Genomic DNA, 23,243 nt, shown 5'->3' with positions numbered 1-23,243 from the left:
TACTGGGAGTTTTTTTGTGAAACAATTACTGGAGCTCATGGGGCAGGCGCACGAAGAGATCGCTGCCGCTGCGGGTTTAGCAGCGCTGGATGAAGTGCGTGTTCGTTACATGGGGAAAAAAGGAATTCTAACTGAGCAGTTAAAGCAGTTAGGACAGTTACCCGCTGGAGAACGTCGTGAAGCAGGTCAGGAAATCAACAAGTGCAAGCAAGCACTGGCTGCCGCACTAGATGCGCGCAAAGAGAGCATGCAGGAAGAGGCGCTCAATGCGCGGCTTCAGGCTGAGCGTGTTGATGTCACACTGCCCGGGCGCGATAGCGATGCTGGCAGTCTGCACCCGATCACGCTGACGATTAAGCGCATCGAAGCTATTTTTGCACAGTTGGGTTTTGACGTTGTTGAAGGCCCTGAAATTGAAGACGACTTCCATAACTTTACCGCGTTAAATGTACCGGAGCACCATCCGGCTCGTGCCATGCACGATACTTTCTATTTTGATAGTGGTCTGCTGCTTCGCACGCACACCTCATCAGTACAGATTCACACCATGGAAGATCAGGAGCCACCGTATCGGGTGATTGCGCCGGGTCGTGTCTATCGTTGTGACTCCGATATTACACACAGCCCAATGTTCCATCAGGTTGAAGGCTTGATGGTTGATAAGGATGTGACTTTCGCTGATCTGAAGGGTGTTTTGGATGCCTTCTTCAAAGCCTTCTTTGAAGTGGATGAGCTACCTGTTCGTTTCCGTGCATCTTACTTCCCATTTACTGAGCCATCTGCCGAGACGGATATTCAGTGTGTATTGTGCCAGGGTGAAGGTTGCAAAGTCTGCAGTCATACCGGTTGGTTGGAAGTGATGGGCTGCGGTATGGTTCATCCGGAAGTGCTGCGCCATACAGGCGTTGATTCGGATAAATATACCGGCTTTGCCTTTGGTTTTGGTGTAGAGCGTTTAGCAATGCTGCGTTATGGCATTGATGATTTGCGTATTCTGTTTGATAACGATACACGCTTCCTACAACAATTCAGCTAAGGGGATAAACGAATGAAAGTCAGTGAAAAGTGGCTACGCGAATGGGTTAACCCCGCAATTGATGCCGCTGAAATTGGTAGCAAGCTTACCATGGCCGGTGTTGAGTTAGATGGTATTGAGCCGGTGGCTAATCCATTTACCAATGTGGTTGTCGGTCAGATTATTAGTGCAGAAAAGCATCCGGATGCTGACAAGTTGCAGATTTGTCAGGTTGACTGTGGTGGCGAAGAAATGCTTCAGATTGTCTGTGGTGCACCCAATGCCCGCGCAGGCTTAAAAGCGCCTCTGGCAATGATTGGTGCGGTTTTAGGCGATAGTGAGGGTAGTTTTAAAATTAAGAAGTCAAAGCTACGTGGTGTACCTTCTCATGGCATGTTGTGTTCTGCCAGTGAGCTTGGTTTAGCTGATAGCTCTGATGGTTTGTACGAGTTTGCAGCAGATGCGCCAGTCGGTACGGATGTTCGTGACTATCTGATGTTAGATGATGTCGTGCTGGAATTGGACGCTACGCCTAATCGCGCAGATTGCTTGAGCATGATTGGTATCGCTCGTGAAGTTGGTGTATTGACTCAGGCAGAAGTTACCGAGCCTGAGATCGTTGATGTTACCGAGTCATTGGATGAGGCCTTTCCGGTAGAGATTCAATCCACTGAAGGTTGCCAGCGCTATGCCGGACGTATTATTCGCAACCTCAATGTAAAAGCGGAAACGCCATTGTGGATGGTTGAGCGTTTGCGTCGTGCGGATATTCGTAGTCTTGGCCCGGTCGTTGATGTGACTAACTATGTATTGCTGGAATTAGGTCAGCCAATGCATGGTTTTGATCTGGATAAGTTATCCGGTGGTATTCAGCTGCGTCAGGGTAAAGCCGGTGAGCCACTGAAATTGCTTGATGGTCGTGATGTAAGTCTACGTGAAGATACGTTGGTTATTGCGGATCAGGAAAAAGCATTGGCACTGGCCGGAATTATGGGTGGAGAGCTAAGCTCTGTCACCGATGATACCAAGCATATCTTCTTAGAAAGCGCGTATTTTGTGCCTGAGAAAATTATGGGCAAGTCGCGTACTTATGGTTTGCATACTGACTCATCACATCGCTTTGAGCGTGGTGTGTCGCCAGACTTGCAAGTTAAGGCTTTGCAGCGCGCAACACAGTTAATCGTTGAGATTTGTGGTGGTGACGTTGGGCCGGTTAACGATGTGATTAGTAACCCAGAGTTGTTAACGCGCTCTGCAATTACTCTGAAAAAGTCCGACATCCTGCGTCACCTAGGCATTGAGGTCGATGCTGAGCGTGTAACCGATATTTTAACGCGCCTAGGTTGTGTGGTTGAGGTTTCGGATGCAGAGTGGTCAGTAGTACCTCCAGTATTCCGTTTTGATATTGCGCGTGAAGTGGATTTGGTTGAAGAAGTCGCGCGTATCTATGGCTACGACAAGGTTCCATCCCGGCTACGCCCAATGACACCACGCATTACCGCCGTTCCTGAAACTCAGGTTCGTGAAGATGTGTTGCGTCGTATTCTAGTTTCTGAAGGCTATCGCGAAGCGGTGACTTACAGCTTTGTGCCTGCTGAGATGGAATTGATGCTCAATCCTGCACACCAGCAGATTCGTTTGGCTAATCCGATTTCAGAAGAGTTGGCCATTATGCGTAGCACGCTGTGGTCTGGGTTGTTGCCGGCACTGGTTAAGAATCTTAACCGTCAGCAGACTCGCGTTCGCTTGTTCGAGATGGGCCTGAACTTTGTCAATGGTGAGTCAGGCATTCAGCAGCGCAAGCAGTTAGCTGGCGTCATTACAGGTACCTTGAATCCTGAGAACTGGGATACTAAAGCACGCGCTGTCGACTTCTTTGATATCAAAGGACACGTTGAGCGTTTGCTGGCTGAAGCTACTGAAACGAAGTATCACTTCGCAGCAGTCGCTCACCCTGCATTGCACCCTGGTCAGTCCGCACAGATCTTGGACAATGATCATGTTGTTGGCTGGGTTGGGTGCCTGCATCCGCGCCTTGAAAAAGCGTTGGGAATTTCTCAGAACGTGTATCTGTTTGAGATGGATCTGGATTACGTTTCGAAGAAGTCGTTGCCGGCTTATCAGAAACTGTCTCGCTTCCCATCCATTCGTCGGGATCTTGCCTTGATTTTGGATCAGTCGGTGACGGCTGCTGCGATTAGTCAGACGCTTGATATGGCGGGAATTGACGCGCTTAAGAGTCACGCAATCTTCGATGTATATCAAGGTCCTGGGGTCGAAGCAGGGCAAAAAAGCTTGGCTTTAGGCTTGATTTTCCAAGACTTTTCACGCACCCTAGAGGATGCGGACATCAATGCACATGTCGCTGAGATCGTGCAATTGCTGGAAAAGCAAACAGGTGCAGTACTTCGTTCGTGAAGGCGTATTGGCCCACTAAAAACTCTCAATTCTCGTAGGTGTAGGAGCTAAAGTAATGACATTGACCAAAGCAGAAATGGTCGAACATTTATTTGATGAACTTGGTTTAAACAAGCGTGAAGCCAAGGAGCTCGTCGAGATGTTTTTTGAGGAAGTGCGTGGTGCTTTAGAGCGCGGTGAAGGTGTGAAATTATCAGGTTTTGGTAATTTCACTCTGCGGGACAAGAATCAACGTCCTGGGAGAAACCCTAAGTCTGGCGAAGCAATCCCTGTAAGTGCGCGACGGGTGGTAACTTTCCGCCCCGGACAAAAACTGAAACAGCGGGTAGAACACTATGCTGGAACCGTCGAATAATCAGGAGCTTCCCCCAATACCGGGGAAGCGCTATTTCACGATAGGTGAAGTAAGCGAGTTGTGCGGCGTAAAGTCGCACGTGCTTCGTTATTGGGAGCAGGAATTTCCAAACCTGAACCCAATGAAGCGTCGCGGAAATCGCCGGTATTATCAGCGCCAAGATGTGTTGTTAATTAGGCAGATTCGCAGTTTGCTGTATGAGCATGGCTATACCATTAGTGGTGCGCGTCTTAAGTTGAGCGGTGAAGAAGCTGAAGATGATACAACCAAGTCTAAGCAGTTGATTCGTCAGTACATTACTGAGCTGGAAGAAATACTGAAGCTACTTAAGCAGTAGTAGTTAGGTTAGTATTCACCTCATGAGCGGCTTCAGCTTATTGCATTGAAGCCACACACTCATCGACCAACATTTTTACTTCCTCTTCTGACAGAAGTTCTTTCTGTGTGATCGCCAGATCGCATTGCTCTCTAATCAATATTTCACGTTCACTTAGAGCTTCAGGCGCGTCATCATTCAGGTGATTACTGTTGCGCTCAATACACTCCAAAACAGCTTGATCGAATTGCTCAGCAGGAATGCCGACATTAGTGGCAATGCTATGACACTGATCAACAATCTGTTCGATGTTGAGAGAAGCAGAGCCTAATATTTGAGAGTCTATGGCAACAGGCTCCTCATCCAGTAACTCTGGCTTAACGCCATTGCCTGAGTTGGGTGCTGTGGTTGTTGCCTGGCCGTCATTTTCGATCGTGGGAACCCCCAAGGGGAGGGTGCCGGTGGCATCTGTTTGTTTGACGAAGTCAGAAGTTGGATACTTGGGAGCAGCCTGATTAACCCAGTTGTACTTAATGCCGAAGTAAACGACAGAAAAGAACACGATAGCTGCTATAACCAGTGTCCAGAAAATCCATTTAAATTTCATGCAAACGCAACCTTGCCTATCCTGATCGGTAGAAAAGATAATTAGAGCAGAACGCGCGCTGATTAACCAGCGCAGCGACCATACTTTATTTTAATCAAGCTTCTCGTAGTAGCTTTTGGCTATTGCGGCGACGTGATTTTTGGTGATACTTGCGATCCTGTGGTGCTATTTTAGCATTAACCAATAAAAAGCCTGTTACGTTCTGCTTAATCCGGCTTAATGATTCCACTGTGCGCTTAATTCGGGCGGACTGTGTCTTCATATTGTTTTCATTGGTTACGATCAGTGTGCGAGTCGCTAGTGAGGACAATACTAGTGTCTCTGCAAGCCCTGATGCTGGCGCCGAGTCAATAATCACAAAATCAAAGCGTTGCGAAGCTTGTGAGACCAAGTAGGCCATTTTTTCACTACTCAACATGCGCATTGGGTCATCATCAAAGCCACCGGCAGTAATGACGTACAGATTTGGAATCGCTTTAATCGTCTTGGTGATACCAATCAGGTCGGTTTCATTGCCAAGATAATCGGTTAGGCCTACATCGTTTGGAATGCCGATTTTAGTGTGGATTGTTGGATGGCGTAGATCGGCATCAATCAATAGCACACGCATACCCATCTGAGCATAGGCACAAGCCAAGTTGCAGGCAGTAGTACTTTTGCCTTCTTCTTCCATGGCGCTGGTAATCAGTAACACCTGATCTTCACCTTGGTCGCTTTGGAAGCGCATATTTGCAGCAAACACTCGATAAGCTTCGGCGAACTGACTATTGGGCGCTGTTTTACAAGCTAGGGCCAGGTTGCGCTTTACCGCACGTTGTGGGCGAGGAATCATGCCCAGTACTGAGATGCCGGTAAATTTGTGCAAGTCATCTGGAGTCTTAATCGACTGATCAAGCGAGTCACGTAGGAATGCAAAACCAAGGCCCAGCAATACTCCGCCTAAAGTCCCAACCAAAATATTCAACTTTGGATTTGGACGGTATTTTTTGAATGGCTCACGAGCAGGGTCAATAATGCTGATATTGCTGGTATTTGAGTTGGCTGATGCTGCCACTTCAACTTCTTCCAGACGCTCCAGCAAGCCATTGTAGAGCTTACCACTGGAGTCTACTTCACGCTTTAGGGTGTTGTAGTTGATGCTATTGCCTTGCAGCGAGTAAAGCTCTTTATTAAATCCAGCCAGCTCGGAACGCAGTTTACGCTCCTGACGACGAGCAGACTCAAAGTCAGATTCTAGCGAGCCTCTGATGGTGTTCATCTCCGTTTGTAGCTTGGCGCGCGTATCATTCACTTGTTGCTGTAGGCGCTGCATATCGGGATAACCAGGTTTGAACAGCTTAAGCTTTTCCTGATACTCGCCTTCCAGTGCAACCAAACGGCCTTTCAGGCTAATAACGACCTGATTATTTAGTACAGTTGATACGGAACCAGTGTTTTGCATTTCACGGTACATACTTTCTGCAGCAGTGCGGCGTATTTCGGCTTGTACAAGTGCTGAGCTCAGGTCATTCAACTTTCTAACATAGCGGCTTTGGCCCGTATCAATGCTTAGAATGCCGTTCTTGTTGGAGTAATCAACCAATCGTTGCTCAGAGTCTTGCAGGCTTTGGCGGGCTTTCTCTAGCTCGCGGCTCAGGAACTCTTTGGCATATTCGCCGGTTTCACTTTTGGTATCAATCTGCAGTTGAATGAAGTTATTGATAACGCTATTAACTGCGCGCTGTGATTCACTCGGAGAGCTTCCCTCGTAGAATATTTTTACAAGATGCGTGCCATCAATCGGTTGGATTTGCAGATGCTTACCAAAAATCTCAGTAATATCTTCCTGACGTGGTGGTGCAGAGCTCGCAGAGGAATCTGTTTTGGTCAGCTTTGAAAAGTCTGGTAATGAGAATAATTTGAAGAATCCGGCCATGCTTTCTGGTGGTTCGCCAGCCGTTCTCAGGCTTTGTTCCAAGTTCTCTTGTGCGATGACTTTTTCTGCCAGCACACGGCTCTTCAGCATCTCATAACGAGTACGGAAGAAAGGGTCTTGCAGCGAGTCAACACTGGTTGTTCTGGCTTCAGTTTGCCCAAAGCTAACAACTTGCGGGCCTTCACGCTCAATCTGGATTGTCGCATGAGCAACATAGCTAGGCTTGGTGGAGAAGGTAAATAGCAAGGCAAACAGCAGTGTGAATAATGTTGTGAACAGTATTGTCCATTTGCGGCGGGCTAGAATCGCAAAAATATCACGCAAGGAGAGTTCTTTCTCCTGCGGTGGCTGCATAGCCTGTATGTGAGGGGCAGTTACGGGCGCGATATTCTGCGCCCCTGCCCGCTGGTGTACCGCCGGGACTCTTGACATGATGTGATCCTAATTCTTTATTATCTTCTCGTTAACGTTCTTCGGCCGAGGGGTATGGTATGTGGCTAAAGTTCGTCTTATGCGAATTATTGGAATAATATATTTACAATGTTAAGAGCAACGACTGTGTACGTAAACGATTTCTTGATGAATGGGTAGCGAGTGCTCAATCCTTCTGATCAAGGGTTGAGAAAATTGATTCGCAGCATCATTAAGCTCAGTGGATTGCCATCCGTTTGCACAATCAGGTCCTTTCCTTGTAGCTGATTGTTGAAGGTTGTGTTGAGCTCGAAGGTGGCTGTTTTAATCTTGCCATCCCCTTTGGTCACTAGTGCTCCCGTGTTGCCAGCTGCGCTGCTAAGCCATAATTTGGTTTGATTATCATCCTTGTAGCTTAGTTTGACTTGAACAGAGCAGCCACTCAAGCAGCGAGCTTTGATCAGCTCATCGTTTAAGTTAAATGTAAAGCGCTTGGATGCCCGTGCGGCATACTCATAATCAATTCCTGTAGGCAAGTAAAAGCCTTGTCCCCAGTATTTATCAGAAGCTGGCATACGAATTTTCACAGCAGGTTGGCTATCGCTGGTTTCGGTAATCCAACGCCCAAAGGAGCGGAAAGAAACACGATCTTGAGTGCGGCACTCGGCGCGTTGTGGGTATTCTGGCAAGCGATAATCAGCGACATAACGCTCACCCAGCAAGATAAAGGCATCTGGTGTGTTAGCGTGTTGCTTACCCATGGTTTTATCTAAATAGTGCAAAAAATCCTGCGTTTTATAAACAGGATCATCAAGCTTTTTCATGCCACGAGCAAACAGTAGAGAGTAGTTGCGGCGCATCTGTAGTGCCCTTAATGAGCTTACAAAAAACCGATATGACTGATTCTGATAGCTACCATGCTCTGCACGGACATAATCCAAATCCCCATAGAACTCATTTTCAGTTCCCCAGTAGCGTCCTGCGAAGCGGTCAGCAACGCGCTCATCCATATCTAGCGAGCAAGTACCATTGTTGGCTGGAGTGACCTGCATGCCATACACCTGTTGTATGTAACGCATCCAGTGCTCAACTTGGCCGTCACGATTACCGAGACCCTTTTCTAATACATAGCGGGCAATTTCCGGAATCTTTTGATTGTAAGGGTCGGCAATTGCTTCCCATGAAAACTGGTCAACGTTGTTAAAAGCGAGCTTCCAAACGTTTCTCGCAAAAGCCGCTGCATAAACATCAACAATGCGCTTGGTAGACGTTTCTAATATTTGTGGAGTTAGCCCAAAGTTATTTTGTGCTTCGCTTAGTTGGGTAGGGGACATATTAAATTCGCCCCAGCCATCTTTAAGTGCGAAGTTACGACAGTCGCCGCGGTACTCACCATCACCAATTCCCAATTGCACACCAACGACCTGTGCCTTTCCAGCAAACCGTTTCGCAAATTCTTTAATGTATGGCGTGAGTAGCTTGAGGTATTGGGAGTCCCAGAAAATCAGAGTGCCAGCTTTAGTGTGGCGTAGTTGGCTAAGCGCCCAGTCTGGCGTTTCACATTTTGAATAAGTTTCTAGACGCAACACAATTTGTTGGGCGGGGCGGTCTCTAATGGCACTTTCCAGTTCATCAAAGTTATAAACGCCTGGCGCGGGATTGGTTTTGTCCCAGCGGACAATGTGAAAATCAGCTGCAATATAGTCGTCGTCACCACGAGTTTCTGAGGCTAAACCTCCGAGCCGATTACGTTTAGCATAGCTTGGTAAGCGCCAGTCCATACCATTAATAACTTCAACATTAGCTGTGGCGACGGGCTTGGGTGCTGTTCTTGTTGTAGGTGCCTGCTTGCTGGCTACCGGTGCTGCAGTAGCTGGTGATATGGCTGGTGTTGATTGCCTTGTTATCCCGCTAGGGGTAACCACAGGAGCTTGCTGTTCAGTTGTGGAATGTGTTGTGTTGTTAAGCTGGTTCAGAAATTGTTCGTAACGATGATCTGGAATCAGTAGTGCAACGGTGATTAACAGCAGTAATGCACAAAGCATTAGAATAAACAGTAATGTTTTAATTGTTTTCATTATTAGTACAAGGTCATAGACAGCTTGTCCGTGATTCTAGCGTTGATCGTTGTTAGAAAGCTGAATGCCAGCAACCAGCGGTTGTATTTTGACGATGTTGGGTGGGTCGTAAATCCATCCTTCGGAAAAATAGCAGGTTTTATCAGGCTAGCTATTAGGCCTCTGCAAATCTGGGGTATCGTGTTTTGATATAAAAATAATTAAAGAAAACATACGCAATGGCCAGTCTCTTTAAAGTTTCACGTGCAAACGCTTCAATACCGATTGTGGTCGCACCACCGATGGGCATCGTGCATAAAATGACGTGGATGCTTTTATTGTTGATGATTTTCCTGATCCCATGGGGTGAGGGGCTTTACGATGGTTTAGCTAAAGTTGTCGCAATGCCGACACTGGCATTAACACTGCTAATGGTAGTGCTGCATGGCTCACATCGTGATTTTTCAGCATTCAACCTATTTGCACTGCTGCTGGCGGTTTGGTATCTAGTCGGGATTTGGTGGACGCCAGCCATGAGTTGGGGGCCGGAAATTCTGAAAACGTACTTCATGCTTATCATGATGTCGTTTATGTTTACCTACTTGATTAATATTCCTTATAAGTTTCGCTGGGCGTATCAGGCTTATGTCTGCGGGACTTTGACCGCAACCGGCATTATCTTTAACAATTTTTTAAACGGTGTGACCGGCCCTTATTACAACCGTTACACGGTTGAGCATATCGAAACCGATAATATGGCCATTATTCTGTCATTAGGTATTCCAATGGCGGTGTGGCTTTACACACAATATCGGCACCCACTGGCTAGGTTATTTAATGTTGCCAGCATTCCCATCATCTTCTACGGAATCTTTTTAACCGGTACCCGAACTGGTCTGGTCACGGGAGTGATCGGTTTAATGTATCTGGCATTCACACAACGCAAAGCGTCGTTCAATCTGAAAATGATTTATACCGGTGGTGTAATTGGGGGGGCGATAGGCGTTGTTAGTCTTGCGCCAGCGGCTTCGGTAGAGCGCATTTTCTCACTAGGTAAGTCTTTGAAGTCAGGGGATTTGAACTATCGGGAAGTTATTTGGCAGCACAGTATCGATGCGTGGAAGGACAGTCCGCTTTTGGGGAATGGAACTGGCTCATTAGGCGTAGTGCTAAACCCTTATCATGTTGAATTTGCTTGGGCGCACAACTCCTACGTGCAAATTCTGACTGAGAATGGGCTCATTGGCTTGGCGATTTATTTGCTGATGGTTGGTAGTTTGCTTTACTACGCGCTGAAGTGCGATATTGAAACAAAGTTCTTTTTGCTGACCTTATGGGTGACGATTGCGGTGTCCCAGATGACGCTTCACTCACAAAACCTGAAAGAAATCTGGTTTGTATGGGCGGTGATCGGCGCTCATGGTTTGTACTATTCGCGGAAAAGAGCGGCAGAGCAAACAGCGCTCAAGCAAGCCATGTATCGGGTGGCCTAGCTCATCCTAAAGCTTACATGACGCTTTTACGCTGATCTTTTTAGAAACCTGCCCGATAGTGTATCAGGCAGGTTTTGCTAACATTTATTCTGTGTAGCGACTCTGCAAGTAATCAAATACTGAGAACAATCCCATAGCTTCTCCACCGATCGGCCGTCCGGGGCGATCACGAATATTAAAGGCCATCAGATCAATATGTCCCCACTCAATATCATCATCCACAAATTCATTTAGATATAAAGCAGCCGTGATTGCGCCACCATAGCCACCAGACGTTGCATTCATCATGTCAGCAACAGTGCTTTTGAGTCCGCCAAAGTAAGGCTTATACAAAGGCAATTGCCAGATCAACTCTTCGCTTTTAATCGATTGCTGATGAATATCACGAGCTAACTCATCATGGTTGCTGAATAATACTGGCACTTCGGTGCCTAATGCCACGCGGGCAGCGCCAGTAAGTGTGGCAAAGTCCAGAATCAGATCAGGTTCGTCTTCACAGGCTTGCGTTAGCGCATCACAAAGTACTAGACGACCTTCGGCATCAGTATTGTCAATCTCGACGCTGATACCACTGCGGGTCACAATCACATCGCCAGGGCGAAAGGCATCGCCGGAAACAGCATTATCAACGGCTGGGATCAAGACTTCTAACGACACAGGAAGCTTAAGCGACATAATCAGCTTAGCAAGGCCAAGTACATGCGCCGCACCACCCATGTCTTTTTTCATTTGGCGCATTGAGGAAGATGGCTTCAGGTCTAATCCACCAGTATCAAAACACACACCTTTGCCCACTAAAATAAGCTTCTTATGCTCAGGGTCACCCCAATGCAATGACAGCAAGCGTGGAGCATGGTCGCTCGCGCGGCCAACAGCATGAATTGTTGGGTAGTTCTGCTGCAATAATTCATCACCAACTACTTCACTAAAGCGGGCATGATATTCCGTGGCTAGCGTGCGTAGCTCTTGGGATAAATGCTCTGGCATCATGTGGTTCGCTGGCATATTGATAAGATCGCGTACGGTGCATAGCGACTCATAAAAAGCCATCACGGTCGTTTTCATTGACTGAGGCAAATGAATTAATGCGCTGCGTTTATCCTTATCAATGAAGTGATCAAACTGGTAACAACCCAGTCCCCAACCAATCAGCGCTTGGGTCTGTTCGGCTTCGCTCCAGTTGCAATGCAGTTGGTAGCGCTTAGCGGGTAGCTTGGATGGCAGTCCAGCCAGCGCCCAGCGTCGCTCACCGGTTTCCGGAATGCCAATCAGTACTTCGCTTAAATCGCCGTGTTCATTGCTGATTAGACAAAACTCACCTTCGCCGGCCTGAAAGCCTGATTGTTTAATCCAGTTAGCAACGACCGGTTTAGAGAGCTTGATCAGTGAGTCGAGCTGGCTTTTTGGAACCGGCGTAAGTGGGATGTAGTCATGAGTGAGGTCACTGGTATAAGGCATAGTAGGTGCTCGGGTCAGGTTGTTGGCTTAATTGCTCAGCGCATTGTTTTGTTGGTATAGCGTATCAGTAATTGCCTGATACTCCGGATGTGATTGGTCAATAACACCTTGTCGCAATAACAGGTCAATATTGACTAAGTTGCAGTTATCTTTGAATTTATCGCTGGTTTCGACGATCTCCGCCATTTCTTTCAGTGACATCAATTGGAAAGACTCAACTTCGCCGTCGGTATTGTGCGGTACAAAGTCTTCGTCCAGCCACAGGTCATAAATGAAAATGCCATCATTGTTAATGCCGCGATGAGTGGCTGCGCAATAATGAATTTCACCTTCGAAGCTGGCGGTTCGAGCGACGGACTCTGGAATAGCGGCCTCTTCACCGGCCTCTTTTACTAAGTTATCGAGCAAGCCGATGCCCTCAGGTTGGCCACCAGCGACCATTTGATCTAATTGGCCCGGCCAGAAAGGTTTGCTTAATGAGCGCACCGCAACCCACACATAAACACCATCCGCTTTTTGCACCAGACCATTCATGTGAATGCCGTAGCCCTTAATGCCAAGAAACGCGACAGCGGCCCGCTCGATCAACATCATCGAGTTACCGCCAAAGGTCGTACTAATGCTGTATTGCTCACCGACCCATGAATCGATTACGCCTTGCTGGTGCAGGCTGCGCATAATGGGGTCAACTGCCTGAGTGCGAGCTTCCGGAGTATCCAGAGCTGGATTCAGGTACAAACCTTCGCCATCAGCATCAAACACCTCAGGCCAATCCAACAGATGACTAATGTGATTTTTATGGGTTAAACCGTAACACTGTTGACCAATGTAGAACGGTAAAAAGTCTTCAGCTGCGAATTGATTGCATTGCCGGATATGTCTTAGATAGCCCATAGTTATTGCATTTCCGATTTTGAAACATACAAAAGTACCTTATCCAGCCAGCGGGTGGGGAGAATTCTGCGCAAAGTCCCAAATAAGTAAGTGGGGAAGGTGACGTAATAACGAGGCTTTGGCTTGTTACTTTCCAATGCATGAATGACTTTTGCCAAAACGGCCTCGGGCGGTAGTGTAAATGGCGCGCTGGGGCCAACGGTTTCCATGCGTTTTATTTGTCGCTGATACTGTTTGCGGTGAACGCTGCCTTCGATATCAATATTCGCTTTTAAGGCTGCCAGAGAGTTGGGGCGAAAATGGCTAGTGACCGGGCCTGGCTCGATCAAGCTAACGTCAATCTTAGTGCGGTGAAGTTCTAAGCGCAGCGTGTCGGCAAAACCTTCCATGGCAAACTTGCTGGCATTGTAAGCGCCACGATATGGCAGAGTGATTAGGCCTAACACGGAGCTATTAAATAAAATTCGCGCAGCACTTTGTTTTCTGAGTAAGGGGATCAAGCGATTGGTCAGTTCCATCGCGCCAAACACATTGGTAGCGAATTGCTTTTCCATGGCTTCTCGGCTTAAGTCTTCAACAGCACCGGCTTGTCCGTAGCCGGCGTTATTGAATACCGCATACAGCTCGCCATTGCATAAGGTTTCAATGGTCTCAACGGCATTGATAATGCTGTTTGAATCACTGACATCCAGCACAAAGCTTTCTAGCCCTTCTTGCTGTAGGCGCGCTACATCGTCAGGCTTTCGAGTGGTTGCCAATACGCGGTAGCCTTTGGACTGCAAGCCTTTGGCCACGCAGTAGCCGATGCCACTTGAGCATCCTGTAATCAGTATAGTTTTCATGCGGATAATCCTACCAGAAAGTCCTTTAGAAAATCAGTAACAGATCATTGCTACGAGCGATGGTATTTAAACATCAGAGAGGAGGTGAGGGTGTTACAAAGGCGGATTTAGGTGGTGAGCAGTAAACGGGAGATTTGCGCCCGACGTGGGGTATCGGACACAAACCAGATGACATAGGCTTTAGTAAGCACCTTTGCCATGAAAAATAACGGTGACAGTTTTTAGCATCAATACGAAGTCGGTGTGCAACTTCCAGTTTTCGATGTAATAACAATCAAGACTTACACGCTCACGATAGGTGACATCATTTCTGCCGCTAACCTGCCAAAGACCTGTCATACCCGGACGGGCTGAGAGATATTTTTGAGTCAGTGCGCCATAGCGTGGTAACTCATCAGGCACAACCGGACGTGGGCCAACTAAGCTCATGTCGCCTTGCAGTACATTGAATAACTGTGGCAACTCATCCAAGCTGGTCTTGCGCAGAAAGTTACCAATCGCCGTAATGCGAGGATCATTCTTCAGTTTGAAGTCATTTTCCCATTCTTCACGCGCTTTAGGGTCTGCTGCTAATACTTCTTCCAGGCGTTGCTTGGAGTTCATCACCATGCTGCGAAACTTGTAACATTTAAAGGTTTTTCCGCCGTAGCCAATCCGTTCTTGTTTATAGATGCTTGAGCCACCGTCGCGGCGAATCAGCAGTGCAATAATGGCCAAGATAGGGGAAAAAATTATTATTAATACTAGTGATCCAATACAGTCCACCGTTCTTTTTAGCATATTATTGCCAAGGTCTATACTGGAGCCCTTCCATTGAGCCGTCACTTTTTCCATTGTCTATCCTCGTAGATAGTTATAATTTGAGGGGTGGGGGTAGTAGGTTTTTCGCTATAGTTAATTCAGCTGCCGTTAATTTGGAATGCATTTACTATCAGACGGTAGCGAAAAGGGAGCCGGATGGTCGGTAGGTGATTTTGTACTCAGAGAGAGTGCTTAAACTCTGCGCGACGAGAGTGTGTAAAGTGTGCGCTAGAGGGAGCGCTGGCGTGACGTTAACGGGCGAGTAATAAAGTATTTTGGTTGCTTCTATAGCCTTGAAAAGTCTATGCTTCGCGCCAATATTTCAGTGACTGAAGTTCTATTGTATTTTTTGAGGTTAAGCATGCCAATTTACGAATATCAATGTGCCGAGTGCGAGCATTCCGAAGAGTTTATTCAGAAAATAAGCGATGCACCGCTAACCGTTTGTCCTGCCTGTGGCAAGCCAGCGTTAAAGAAGAAGATTGCGGCAGCGGGCTTCCGTTTAAGTGGTAGCGGCTGGTACGAGACAGATTTTAAAAGTGGAAAGAAAAAGAATTTAACGGATAGTGGGGGCTCTAAAGAAAGCTAGAGCCCCGCGGGGTAATGCGTTGATGGTTTAGCTGTATTGCACGCGATCTAGCATGCTTTGGTGCATGGCTTTCGTGTTACAAGCCAATACTGTTGTTGTGTCTAACGTCAGTACATTGCCAGACAAATCCGTAAAGCAGCCGCCTGCTTCGTTAACAATAACGGACAAGGCGGCGATATCCAGAATGTTTACATCTGATTCGATAATGATGTCGATCTTGCCACTGGCTAGCAGGTGGTAGTGGTAGAAGTCACCGTATCCGCGAATGCGATGCACATCCTGAATCAGTCCACCAAGCGTTTGCCACTGTGGCTTGCCTGCGATAGTCGCGATATTACCCAGCGATAATGTGGATTTACTTAGCTCTTGAATGTCGCTGACCTGTATTTTTTCACCGTTAAGCCAAGCGCCTTGGCCTTTTTCCGCATAGGCCATTTCTTTAAAGCCTGGCGCGTTTGAGACGCCGACAATCAGCTCACCTTTATACATCAGTGCAATTTGAGTAGAGAAGAAAGGGTAGCCGCGCACAAAGCTCTTGGTGCCATCAATGGGGTCGATTAACCAGTTGTAGTCCGCATCTTCATTTACTTTGCCGGTTTCCTCACCAAAAAAGCCATGGTCAGGGAATGCATTCAAAATGATCCGCTTGATGGTTTCTTCCGTTTCGACATCCGCAATGGTGACGGGGCTTTGATCGGGTTTAATTTCTACTTCAAACTCGCCGGCATAGTACTTATCAATAACCAGTTGGGCGGCTTGAGCGGCTTCGATCGCTGTTTTCAGAAACGGTGACATGCTAAAATTCCTTAGATAAATTGGCTGCGGTATTATACTGAAAATAATGACAAATGCGTGCCTGTTCTGCCATTGCAGATTTGGCTGCACAATTGATAATTTTAATTACTGAGATAAATGCATGAAATTTTTAACCGGATTAGCGGCTGTAGTATTACCTCTGACACTGACCGCAGTGAGTGCGCAAGCTTTGTATGGCCCACATGAGCACGGCACCATGGCGGTTGCAGTGACTAAGCAGGACTCAATGATCACCTTCAAGATGGCTATCCCATCGATTGACTTGCTCGGCTTTGAAGATTCTCCGGAAGGCGTGGAGCGTCAGCAATGGCTTAACATGCAGTATGAAAAGCTGTATCAGGAGTCTGCATTACCAGCTTTATTTAAGGTCTCTCCGGCGGGCGTTTGTGTGCCAAATAGCTCACATATGGAATCAGATATGTTGACCTATCATAAGCACGAAGATGACGATCATGAGCATGCCGATGAAGAAGATGGCTCGCACAAGGTGGGTGATGCTGATGGTCATAGCGACTTTGAGCTAACGTATGTGTATGACTGTTTAGACTCTTTGAAAAGTATACAAATCACCTTTGCTGAAGTATTCCCAAGTATTAAAACGGTTGATTTCTATGGCGGCGGCGACTTTAACGGCAAAATCGTGCGTTCAAGTCCGGCGGATGACGCTATTCTGACTAGTGACGATTTATAACAGCCCAAGGGCTTGAGGTAAGCAGCACTTGGATACTCAGCAGCGAATTGAAAGCTTCTTGGATGCACTGTGGTCGGAGCGCGGCCTCAGTCAAAACACGCTCGCGGCTTATGGACGTGATCTTAAAGCGTGGGGAGAGTGGCTGGAAAAAGAGCCCAAGCTCACGTTGACTGAAGCCGATAGTGTGAATGTGCAGCAGTATCTGGCTTTTCGCGGTAAAGCGGGGGCTAAGAGCAGCAGTATGGCGCGTGTGTTATCCAGTTTGCGGCGATTTTATCGTTACCAAGTGCGCCAAGGCACGGTCAGCGAAGACCCTACTTCACTAATTGATGCGCCGCGCATTGGTCGCAGTTTGCCCGGTTCGCTGTCAGAGACTCAGATCGATCTGCTGCTGGAGGCGCCCGATATCGAAGACATGTTAGGGCTGCGAGATCGGGCTATGCTTGAATTGCTATACGCCACTGGTTTACGAGTATCCGAATTAGTGACGCTAAGCTTATCGCAGATTAATTTGCAAATGGGTGTCGTCAGAGTGATTGGTAAAGGCAGTAAAGAGCGATTGGTGCCTTTGGGTGATGTGGCGGTTGATTGGGTGAATGAATACTTCAGTGTGTCACGTCCGGAGCTGATGCGAGGTCATGGCGTTTGCAATGATGTCTTTGTGACTCGGCGCGGTGCAGGGATGAGTCGTCAGGCATTTTGGTACCTAATTAAGCGCTATGCCGTACTGGCCGGTATTGAACAAACGCTGTCACCACATACCTTGCGGCACGCTTTTGCGACACATTTATTGAACCATGGGGCTGATTTAAGAGTCTTACAAATGTTGTTAGGCCATAGCGACCTGTCAACCACTCAGATTTACACGCACATCGCACAAGCGCGTCTGCAGGAAGTTCATCAGCTGCACCACCCCCGCGGCTGACTATTAAATGACGGTAATGGTTTTAATGTATCCATTCAGCCTGCTGACAGCGTATTCTGATTAACGTATTTAAAAAAACAGGGTATTAAAACTAACAATGATTAATTTAAAACAATTGGCACTGACAATCAGTTTTTGTCTGGTTGCGGGAATAAGTTTTGCGGCTGAGTCGACGACTAAAGCAGTTGATTCAGATGCGGTGGCACAAAAGCTGAATGAAGTGCTGATTAAGACGTTTAAATCACCGCCAGATTCAGTTGGCGAAAGTCAGATTCCGGGCCTGTATCAGGTCATGTACGGTACAGAAATCGTTTACCTGAGTTCCGATGCGAAGTACTTTATTAGTGGCGACTTGTTAGACCTGCAAACCCGTCAAAACATGTCTGAGCTGGCTCAGCGTGATGTTCGTAAAAAGATGATGGATGAGTTTACGGGTAAGCCGGTTGTCTTTAAAGCGAAGGATGAGAAGCACGTATTGCGCGTATTCACCGATATTGATTGCGGCTACTGCGCTAAATTGCATCGTGAAATCGAGCAGATTAATGACAAGGGCATCACTGTTGAGTACTTGGCGTTTCCACGTGCCGGTTTGAACTCACCGTCTTACGATAAAATCGTTAGCGTGTGGTGTGCAGATGACCAGCAGGCAGCGATGACTAAGTCAAAAGCCCGTCAGCCAGTTGAAAACAAAACCTGTGCTAACCCTGTCAAAGATGCTTACGAGTTAGGCCAGCGTTTAGGTGTAAACGGAACCCCTGCATTATTGACTGAAACAGGTCAGCTAATTCCAGGTTATATGCCTGCAGATCGTTTAGCAGCCATGTTGGATGCTGATGCGCCAAAGACCGTTTTTAACCAGTAACAGAGCAATTCGCTTTAAATTATTTGAGGGCTTAGGTATACTCGGATTTTAGCATTACACGATACAGGAGAGCGTCGTCACCTAGTGTGTACGGCCGCCGAAGACGCAATTCCGCCCGGAAACGCTCAGGCATAAAAGACTGTTGGATGTGCTAACTCTGGAGAGTGAAGCGGTAACCGCTTCTACCGAAGGGCTTAACCTGTGCTGTCAGCGCAGGGAATATCTCAGGTATCAGGACAGAGGGGCGGCAGATGATAAAACATCTGCCGCCCCTTTTTTATGGAGACTGATACCGATGACACAGCGTACTGCACTATACGATCACCACTTACAAGCTGGCGCAAAGATTGTTGATTTTGCTGGATGGGAAATGCCGATTCACTACGGCTCGCAAGTTCAGGAGCATAATCAAGTCAGAACTGCAGCGGGTATGTTTGATGTCTCGCACATGGTGGTTGTTGATATCACTGGTGCTCAATCTCAAGCATTTCTCCGTTACCTGCTAGCCAATGACGTTGCCAAACTCAAAACTTCCGGAAAAGCCCTGTACAGCGCCATGCTGAATCCTGAAGGTGGCGTGATTGATGACCTGATTGTTTATTACCTCAATGACGAGTTTTACCGCGTAGTCGTGAATGCCGGTACGCGTGATAAAGACCTTGCTTGGCTAAATCAGCAAAGTGGCGCGTTCGATGTCACTATTACCATTCGCGATGACTTATCTATGTTGGCTGTTCAAGGCCCGGATGCGATCAAAACTGTTCAGTCCTTATTGCCTGAATCAAGCCTTGAAGCGGTTTCTGCTCTAGGTGCATTTTATGCGGCTGAAGCGGGTGACTACTTTGTGGCACGCACGGGTTATACCGGTGAAGATGGCTATGAAATCATGGTGCCTAATGAGCAGATTGGCTCATTCTGGGATCAGTTGTTGGCCGCTGGCGTAGCGCCGATTGGTTTAGGGGCGCGTGATACCTTGCGTTTAGAAGCGGGTATGAACTTATATGGTTCCGATATGGATGACAGCACGTCACCATTGATCTCCGGCATGGGCTGGACGATTGCATGGGAGCCAGCAGATCGTAACTTTATTGGCCGTGATGCGATTCAAGCAGAGCGTGAAGCAGGTGTTCAGCAAAAACTGGTCGGACTGGTATTGCTGGAAAAAGGGGTGCTTCGTGGTCATCAAAAAGTGCATTGCGTAGCCGGTGAGGGTGAAATCACTAGTGGTACCTTCTCGCCAACCTTAGGCAAATCGGTTGCCTTGGCTCGTGTGCCTGTTGGCATTAGCGATACTTGCGAAGTTGAAATTCGTGGTAAGCGCTTGGCGGCTCAAGTCGTGAAGCCAGTATTCGTTCGACATGGGCAATCCCAGCTCTAAGCTTATATAATAACCCCTTTTGACTGGTGGCATCCGCTACCAACTATCCTATGGAGATACACAATGAGCAACCTTCCAACTGATCTGAAATATGCCGCTTCCCACGAATGGGTTAAAAGCAATGATGATGGCACTGTGACTGTCGGTATTACTGATCACGCACAAGAATTACTGGGTGATTTAGTATTTGTTGAGCTGCCAGAAGAAGGCGCTGAGCTGACTGCAGGCGAGCAGTGCGCCGTGGTTGAGTCTGTAAAAGCAGCATCTGATGTTTACGCGCCAGTTTCTGGTGAAGTAGTTGCGATCAATGGCGATTTGGATGGTGAGCCTGAGCTAGTGAACACGGCACCGTTTGAAGGTGGTTGGATGTTCCGTGTGAAGCTGTCATCGCCAGAGCAATTAGACGATCTGATGGATGCGGATGCATATCTTGCTTCGCTTGATGCTTAAGTCAGTCAGTTTAAACCCGACACAAAGGTAATTTATGAATAATTCAGCCCAGTATTCTCTGCAAACACTTGAGCAGTCCGATGACTTCGTTTCTCGCCACATTGGTCCGAACGACACCGATGTGCAAACGATGCTTGATGCCGTTGGCGCAAGCTCGTTGGATGAGCTGGTCGGCCAGACTGTGCCAAAACAAATTTTGCTGAAAGAGCCATTGGCGCTGGAACCGGCGTGTACCGAGCAGGAAGCTTTAGGCTATCTGCGCGGTTTGGCAGATCAGAACCAAGTCAATACTTCATACATTGGTATGGGGTATTACGACACGATCGTGCCACCGGTTATTTTACGTAATGTGTTGGAAAATCCGGGTTGGTACACGGCGTATACGCCTTACCAGCCGGAGATTTCGCAAGGCCGTTTGGAAGCCCTACTGAACTACCAGCAAATGGTGATGGATTTAACGGCCATGGACATTTCCAATGCTTCTTTGTTGGATGAGGCCACGGCTGCTGCTGAAGCAATGGCACTGTGTAAGCGTTCTAACCGTATTAAAAGCAATGCATTTTTTGCGGATAAGCAAGTGCATCCGCAAACCTTAGATGTACTTAAAACCCGTGCACAATACTTTGGCTATGAGCTAATTATTGGTGATGCGGCAACAGAATTAGCCAATCACGAAGTGTTCGGAGTATTGCTGCAATATCCAAATACGACAGGTGCGGTGGTTGATATTGAGCCCCTAATCACGCAGGCGCATGAGCAAAATGCTCTAGTGTGTGTGGCAGCTGATTTAATGAGCTTGCTGGTATTAAAAGCACCGGGTGAAATGGGTGCGGATGTGGTGCTGGGTTCTGCGCAGCGCTTTGGTGTACCGATGGGCTTTGGTGGTCCACATGCGGCATTCTTTGCGGTTCGCGATAAATTCAAACGCACCATGCCGGGTCGCTTGATCGGTGTATCGGTCGATAGTAAGGGCGACACCGCGTTACGTATGGCATTGCAAACTCGCGAGCAACATATTCGCCGCGATAAAGCGACCTCCAATATTTGTACAGCGCAGGCGTTGCTGGCAAATATGGCAAGTTTTTATGCGGTCTATCATGGGCCAGAGCGTTTGAAGCAAATCGCTGGACGCATTCACCGCATGACAAGCTTGGTGGCACTGGGCTTGCAGCAAAAGGGTATCACGTTATTAAATGATACGTGGTTTGATACCTTAACGTTGGTGCTGGGCGACAAGCGCGATGCGGTTTATCAGGCAGCCTTAGCGCAAGGCATCAACCTGCGTTTGCTGGATGATGACAAGCTGGGCGTGAGCTTTGATGAGCGCAAAACCCGTGCAGACATTGAATTATTACTGACTGTTTTATTGGGCGATAACCATGGTTTATCCATTGATGCGCTAGACAAGCAGTGCATGGAGCAAGCTGAAGCTGGTATTCCAGCGGCTTATCAGCGTGAAAGTGAATACCTGACGCATGCGGTATTTAACTCTTATCACTCTGAAACAGAGATGCTGCGCTACCTAAAGCGCCTTGAAAATAAAGATTTCTCACTGACGCATGGCATGATCCCTCTGGGCTCTTGCACCATGAAGTTGAATGCGACCAGTGAAATGCTGCCGGTGACTTGGCCTGAGTTTGCCGATATCCACCCGTTTGCACCGAAAGATCAAACCGTCGGCTACCGCACCATGATTGCGGAGCTGGATGCTTACTTAGCGGAAGTCACTGGCTACGATGCAATTTCCATGCAGCCTAACTCTGGCGCGCAAGGTGAGTATGCAGGCTTGGTGGCAATCAGCCGTTATCATGCCAGTCGTGGCGAAGCACATCGTAATGTGTGTTTGATTCCAAGCTCGGCGCACGGGACTAATCCTGCTTCAGCGGCAATGGCTAGCTTGAAAGTGGTGATTGTTGAGTGCGATAAAAATGGTAACGTGGATTTGAATGATTTCCGCGCGAAAGCGGAACTGCATTCTGAAAACCTGTCATCGGTGATGATTACCTACCCATCCACCCATGGTGTATTTGAAGAAGCTGTGGTTGAGTTGTGTGAAATCACTCATAAGCACGGCGGTCAGGTCTATATGGATGGCGCGAACTTAAACGCGCAAGTTGGTTTATGCAAACCGGGTAAGTTTGGCTCTGATGTATCGCATCTGAATTTGCATAAGACATTCTGTATTCCTCACGGTGGTGGTGGGCCGGGTATGGGACCGATTGGTGTAAAAGCGCATTTGGCACCTTTCTTATCCAGCCACGTTGTAAGCTCAGTCGATGGTAAGCAGCCAGAGAATAGTGCTGTGTCTGCTGCCCCTTATGGTAGTGCGGCCATCTTGCCAATTTCCTGGGTTTATATTAAACAGATGGGAGCGCAGGGTTTAAAACGTGCAACTGAGTTGGCGATTTTGAATGCGAACTACATCAAGCATCGCTTGGCACCGCATTACCCTGTTTTGTTTGAGGGAGCACAAGGTCGGGTTGCACATGAGTGTATAATCGATATACGTCCTTTGAAGGCTGCGTCTGGTATTTCGGAAGAAGATATTGCTAAGCGCTTAATCGATTACGGTTTCCATGCTCCAACCATGTCATTCCCGGTGGCGGGTACTTTAATGATTGAACCGACTGAGTCGGAGTCATTAATGGAAATCGACCGTTTCTGTAATGCGATGATTGCCATTCGCCAAGAGATTAGTCAGGTAGAGTCGGGTGAGTGGCCGGCTAATGATAATCCTCTAGTGAATGCACCGCACACGCTGAAAGATTTGACCAGCAATTGGGAGCATCCATACGCACAAGAATTGGCTGTTTTTCCTAAGGGTGTATTGCATTGCAGCAAATACTGGCCTACTGTTGGTCGCGTTGATAACGTATTTGGCGATCGTAATCTGGTGTGTTCTTGCCCGGGAATCGACGCTTACCGATAAGTCTTTAAGCGTAAACAGAGT

General features: G+C 47.6%; 20 protein-coding genes and 2 riboswitches. Of the genes, 12 read left to right on the top strand and 8 right to left on the bottom strand.

Annotation, left to right across the window (positions count from 1 at the left end; all coding sequences use genetic code 11):
• Positions 1–37 precede the first annotated feature (37 nt).
• The 4 genes from pheS to LEUMU_RS0114175 are packed head-to-tail and all read left to right on the top strand — an operon-like array spanning position 38 to position 4,125.
• Positions 38–1,036: a phenylalanine--tRNA ligase subunit alpha gene (gene pheS / locus LEUMU_RS0114190; RefSeq protein WP_211223088.1), complete on the top strand. Its 999-nt coding sequence runs from the start codon at positions 38–40 to the stop codon at positions 1,034–1,036.
• 12 nt (positions 1,037–1,048) lie between these two features.
• On the top strand, positions 1,049–3,433 hold the full coding sequence (gene pheT / locus LEUMU_RS0114185; RefSeq protein WP_022952953.1) for a phenylalanine--tRNA ligase subunit beta: 2,385 nt from the start codon (positions 1,049–1,051) through the stop codon (positions 3,431–3,433).
• A gap of 55 nt (positions 3,434–3,488) precedes the next feature.
• Positions 3,489–3,788 (top strand): integration host factor subunit alpha, encoded by a 300-nt coding sequence (gene ihfA / locus LEUMU_RS0114180; protein ID WP_022952952.1) that lies wholly within the window; start codon positions 3,489–3,491, stop codon positions 3,786–3,788.
• Positions 3,769–4,125: a MerR family transcriptional regulator gene (locus LEUMU_RS0114175; RefSeq protein ID WP_022952951.1), complete on the top strand. Its 357-nt coding sequence runs from the start codon at positions 3,769–3,771 to the stop codon at positions 4,123–4,125. Before ihfA ends, LEUMU_RS0114175 begins: the two co-directional genes overlap by 20 nt.
• 37 nt (positions 4,126–4,162) lie before the next feature.
• Here LEUMU_RS0114175 and LEUMU_RS0114170 read toward each other — a convergent pair whose 3' ends face one another.
• From LEUMU_RS0114170 to LEUMU_RS0114160, 3 genes are all read right to left on the bottom strand, one after another.
• Positions 4,163–4,711: a hypothetical protein gene (locus LEUMU_RS0114170; protein ID WP_022952950.1), complete on the bottom strand. Its 549-nt coding sequence runs from the start codon at positions 4,709–4,711 to the stop codon at positions 4,163–4,165.
• Between the two features lie 94 nt (positions 4,712–4,805).
• Positions 4,806–7,058 carry a GumC family protein gene (locus tag LEUMU_RS0114165; RefSeq protein ID WP_022952949.1) on the bottom strand — a complete coding sequence of 751 codons (2,253 nt, stop codon included), beginning with the start codon at positions 7,056–7,058 and terminating at the stop codon, positions 4,806–4,808.
• A 179-nt stretch (positions 7,059–7,237) separates the two neighbouring features.
• The gene (locus LEUMU_RS0114160) at positions 7,238–9,115 is read right to left on the bottom strand and encodes a hypothetical protein (RefSeq protein ID WP_022952948.1); all 1,878 of its coding nucleotides are present in this window, start codon (positions 9,113–9,115) and stop codon (positions 7,238–7,240) included.
• Positions 9,116–9,333: 218 nt separating this feature from the next.
• Between LEUMU_RS0114160 and LEUMU_RS0114155 the strand changes: the two genes are divergently transcribed.
• A complete protein-coding gene (locus LEUMU_RS0114155) occupies positions 9,334–10,587 on the top strand; it encodes an O-antigen ligase family protein (RefSeq protein WP_022952947.1) in 1,254 nt (417 codons plus the stop codon).
• 84 nt (positions 10,588–10,671) lie between these two features.
• Here LEUMU_RS0114155 and LEUMU_RS0114150 read toward each other — a convergent pair whose 3' ends face one another.
• The 4 genes from LEUMU_RS0114150 to LEUMU_RS26135 all read right to left on the bottom strand — a co-directional run bounded on the left by LEUMU_RS0114150 (position 10,672) and on the right by LEUMU_RS26135 (position 14,615).
• Positions 10,672–12,045, bottom strand: coding sequence for a leucyl aminopeptidase family protein (locus LEUMU_RS0114150; RefSeq protein ID WP_022952946.1), 1,374 nt, complete (start codon positions 12,043–12,045; stop codon positions 10,672–10,674).
• A gap of 27 nt (positions 12,046–12,072) precedes the next feature.
• Positions 12,073–12,939 (bottom strand): DUF4743 domain-containing protein, encoded by an 867-nt coding sequence (locus LEUMU_RS0114145; RefSeq protein ID WP_022952945.1) that lies wholly within the window; start codon positions 12,937–12,939, stop codon positions 12,073–12,075.
• A gap of 2 nt (positions 12,940–12,941) precedes the next feature.
• Positions 12,942–13,781 carry an SDR family NAD(P)-dependent oxidoreductase gene (locus LEUMU_RS0114140; protein ID WP_022952944.1) on the bottom strand — a complete coding sequence of 280 codons (840 nt, stop codon included), beginning with the start codon at positions 13,779–13,781 and terminating at the stop codon, positions 12,942–12,944.
• Between the two features lie 180 nt (positions 13,782–13,961).
• On the bottom strand, positions 13,962–14,615 hold the full coding sequence (locus LEUMU_RS26135) for a sugar transferase (protein WP_022952943.1): 654 nt from the start codon (positions 14,613–14,615) through the stop codon (positions 13,962–13,964).
• 328 nt (positions 14,616–14,943) lie between these two features.
• Between LEUMU_RS26135 and LEUMU_RS0114130 the strand changes: the two genes are divergently transcribed.
• Positions 14,944–15,171, top strand: a complete 228-nt coding sequence (locus LEUMU_RS0114130) for an FmdB family zinc ribbon protein (protein ID WP_026744784.1) — start codon at positions 14,944–14,946, stop codon at positions 15,169–15,171.
• 27 nt (positions 15,172–15,198) lie between these two features.
• On the opposite strand, the gene LEUMU_RS0114125 is transcribed toward LEUMU_RS0114130, so the two are convergent.
• Positions 15,199–15,966, bottom strand: a complete 768-nt coding sequence (locus LEUMU_RS0114125; RefSeq protein WP_022952941.1) for an inositol monophosphatase family protein — start codon at positions 15,964–15,966, stop codon at positions 15,199–15,201.
• A gap of 121 nt (positions 15,967–16,087) precedes the next feature.
• Between LEUMU_RS0114125 and LEUMU_RS0114120 the strand changes: the two genes are divergently transcribed.
• The 6 genes from LEUMU_RS0114120 to gcvP all read left to right on the top strand — a co-directional run bounded on the left by LEUMU_RS0114120 (position 16,088) and on the right by gcvP (position 23,222).
• Positions 16,088–16,678 carry a ZrgA family zinc uptake protein gene (locus tag LEUMU_RS0114120; RefSeq protein WP_022952940.1) on the top strand — a complete coding sequence of 197 codons (591 nt, stop codon included), beginning with the start codon at positions 16,088–16,090 and terminating at the stop codon, positions 16,676–16,678.
• 28 nt (positions 16,679–16,706) lie between these two features.
• Positions 16,707–17,603 carry a site-specific tyrosine recombinase XerD gene (gene xerD, locus LEUMU_RS0114115; protein ID WP_022952939.1) on the top strand — a complete coding sequence of 299 codons (897 nt, stop codon included), beginning with the start codon at positions 16,707–16,709 and terminating at the stop codon, positions 17,601–17,603.
• Positions 17,604–17,700: 97 nt separating this feature from the next.
• Positions 17,701–18,465, top strand: a complete 765-nt coding sequence (locus LEUMU_RS26130) for a DsbC family protein (RefSeq protein ID WP_022952938.1) — start codon at positions 17,701–17,703, stop codon at positions 18,463–18,465.
• Positions 18,466–18,519: 54 nt separating this feature from the next.
• Positions 18,520–18,617, top strand: a riboswitch (glycine riboswitch).
• 3 nt (positions 18,618–18,620) lie between these two features.
• Positions 18,621–18,707, top strand: a riboswitch (glycine riboswitch).
• A 53-nt stretch (positions 18,708–18,760) separates the two neighbouring features.
• The gene (gcvT, locus tag LEUMU_RS0114105; RefSeq protein ID WP_022952937.1) at positions 18,761–19,843 is read left to right on the top strand and encodes a glycine cleavage system aminomethyltransferase GcvT; all 1,083 of its coding nucleotides are present in this window, start codon (positions 18,761–18,763) and stop codon (positions 19,841–19,843) included.
• A gap of 63 nt (positions 19,844–19,906) precedes the next feature.
• The gene (gcvH, locus tag LEUMU_RS0114100) at positions 19,907–20,293 is read left to right on the top strand and encodes a glycine cleavage system protein GcvH (RefSeq protein ID WP_022952936.1); all 387 of its coding nucleotides are present in this window, start codon (positions 19,907–19,909) and stop codon (positions 20,291–20,293) included.
• A 34-nt stretch (positions 20,294–20,327) separates the two neighbouring features.
• Positions 20,328–23,222 (top strand): aminomethyl-transferring glycine dehydrogenase, encoded by a 2,895-nt coding sequence (gene gcvP / locus LEUMU_RS0114095; RefSeq protein ID WP_022952935.1) that lies wholly within the window; start codon positions 20,328–20,330, stop codon positions 23,220–23,222.
• Positions 23,223–23,243: the final 21 nt, after the last annotated feature.

This window comes from Leucothrix mucor DSM 2157 (genome assembly GCF_000419525.1).
Classification (GTDB): domain Bacteria; phylum Pseudomonadota; class Gammaproteobacteria; order Thiotrichales; family Thiotrichaceae; genus Leucothrix; species Leucothrix mucor.
Note: the sequence above shows the minus strand (reverse complement) of the source record. Positions and strands in the feature narration are given on the sequence as shown.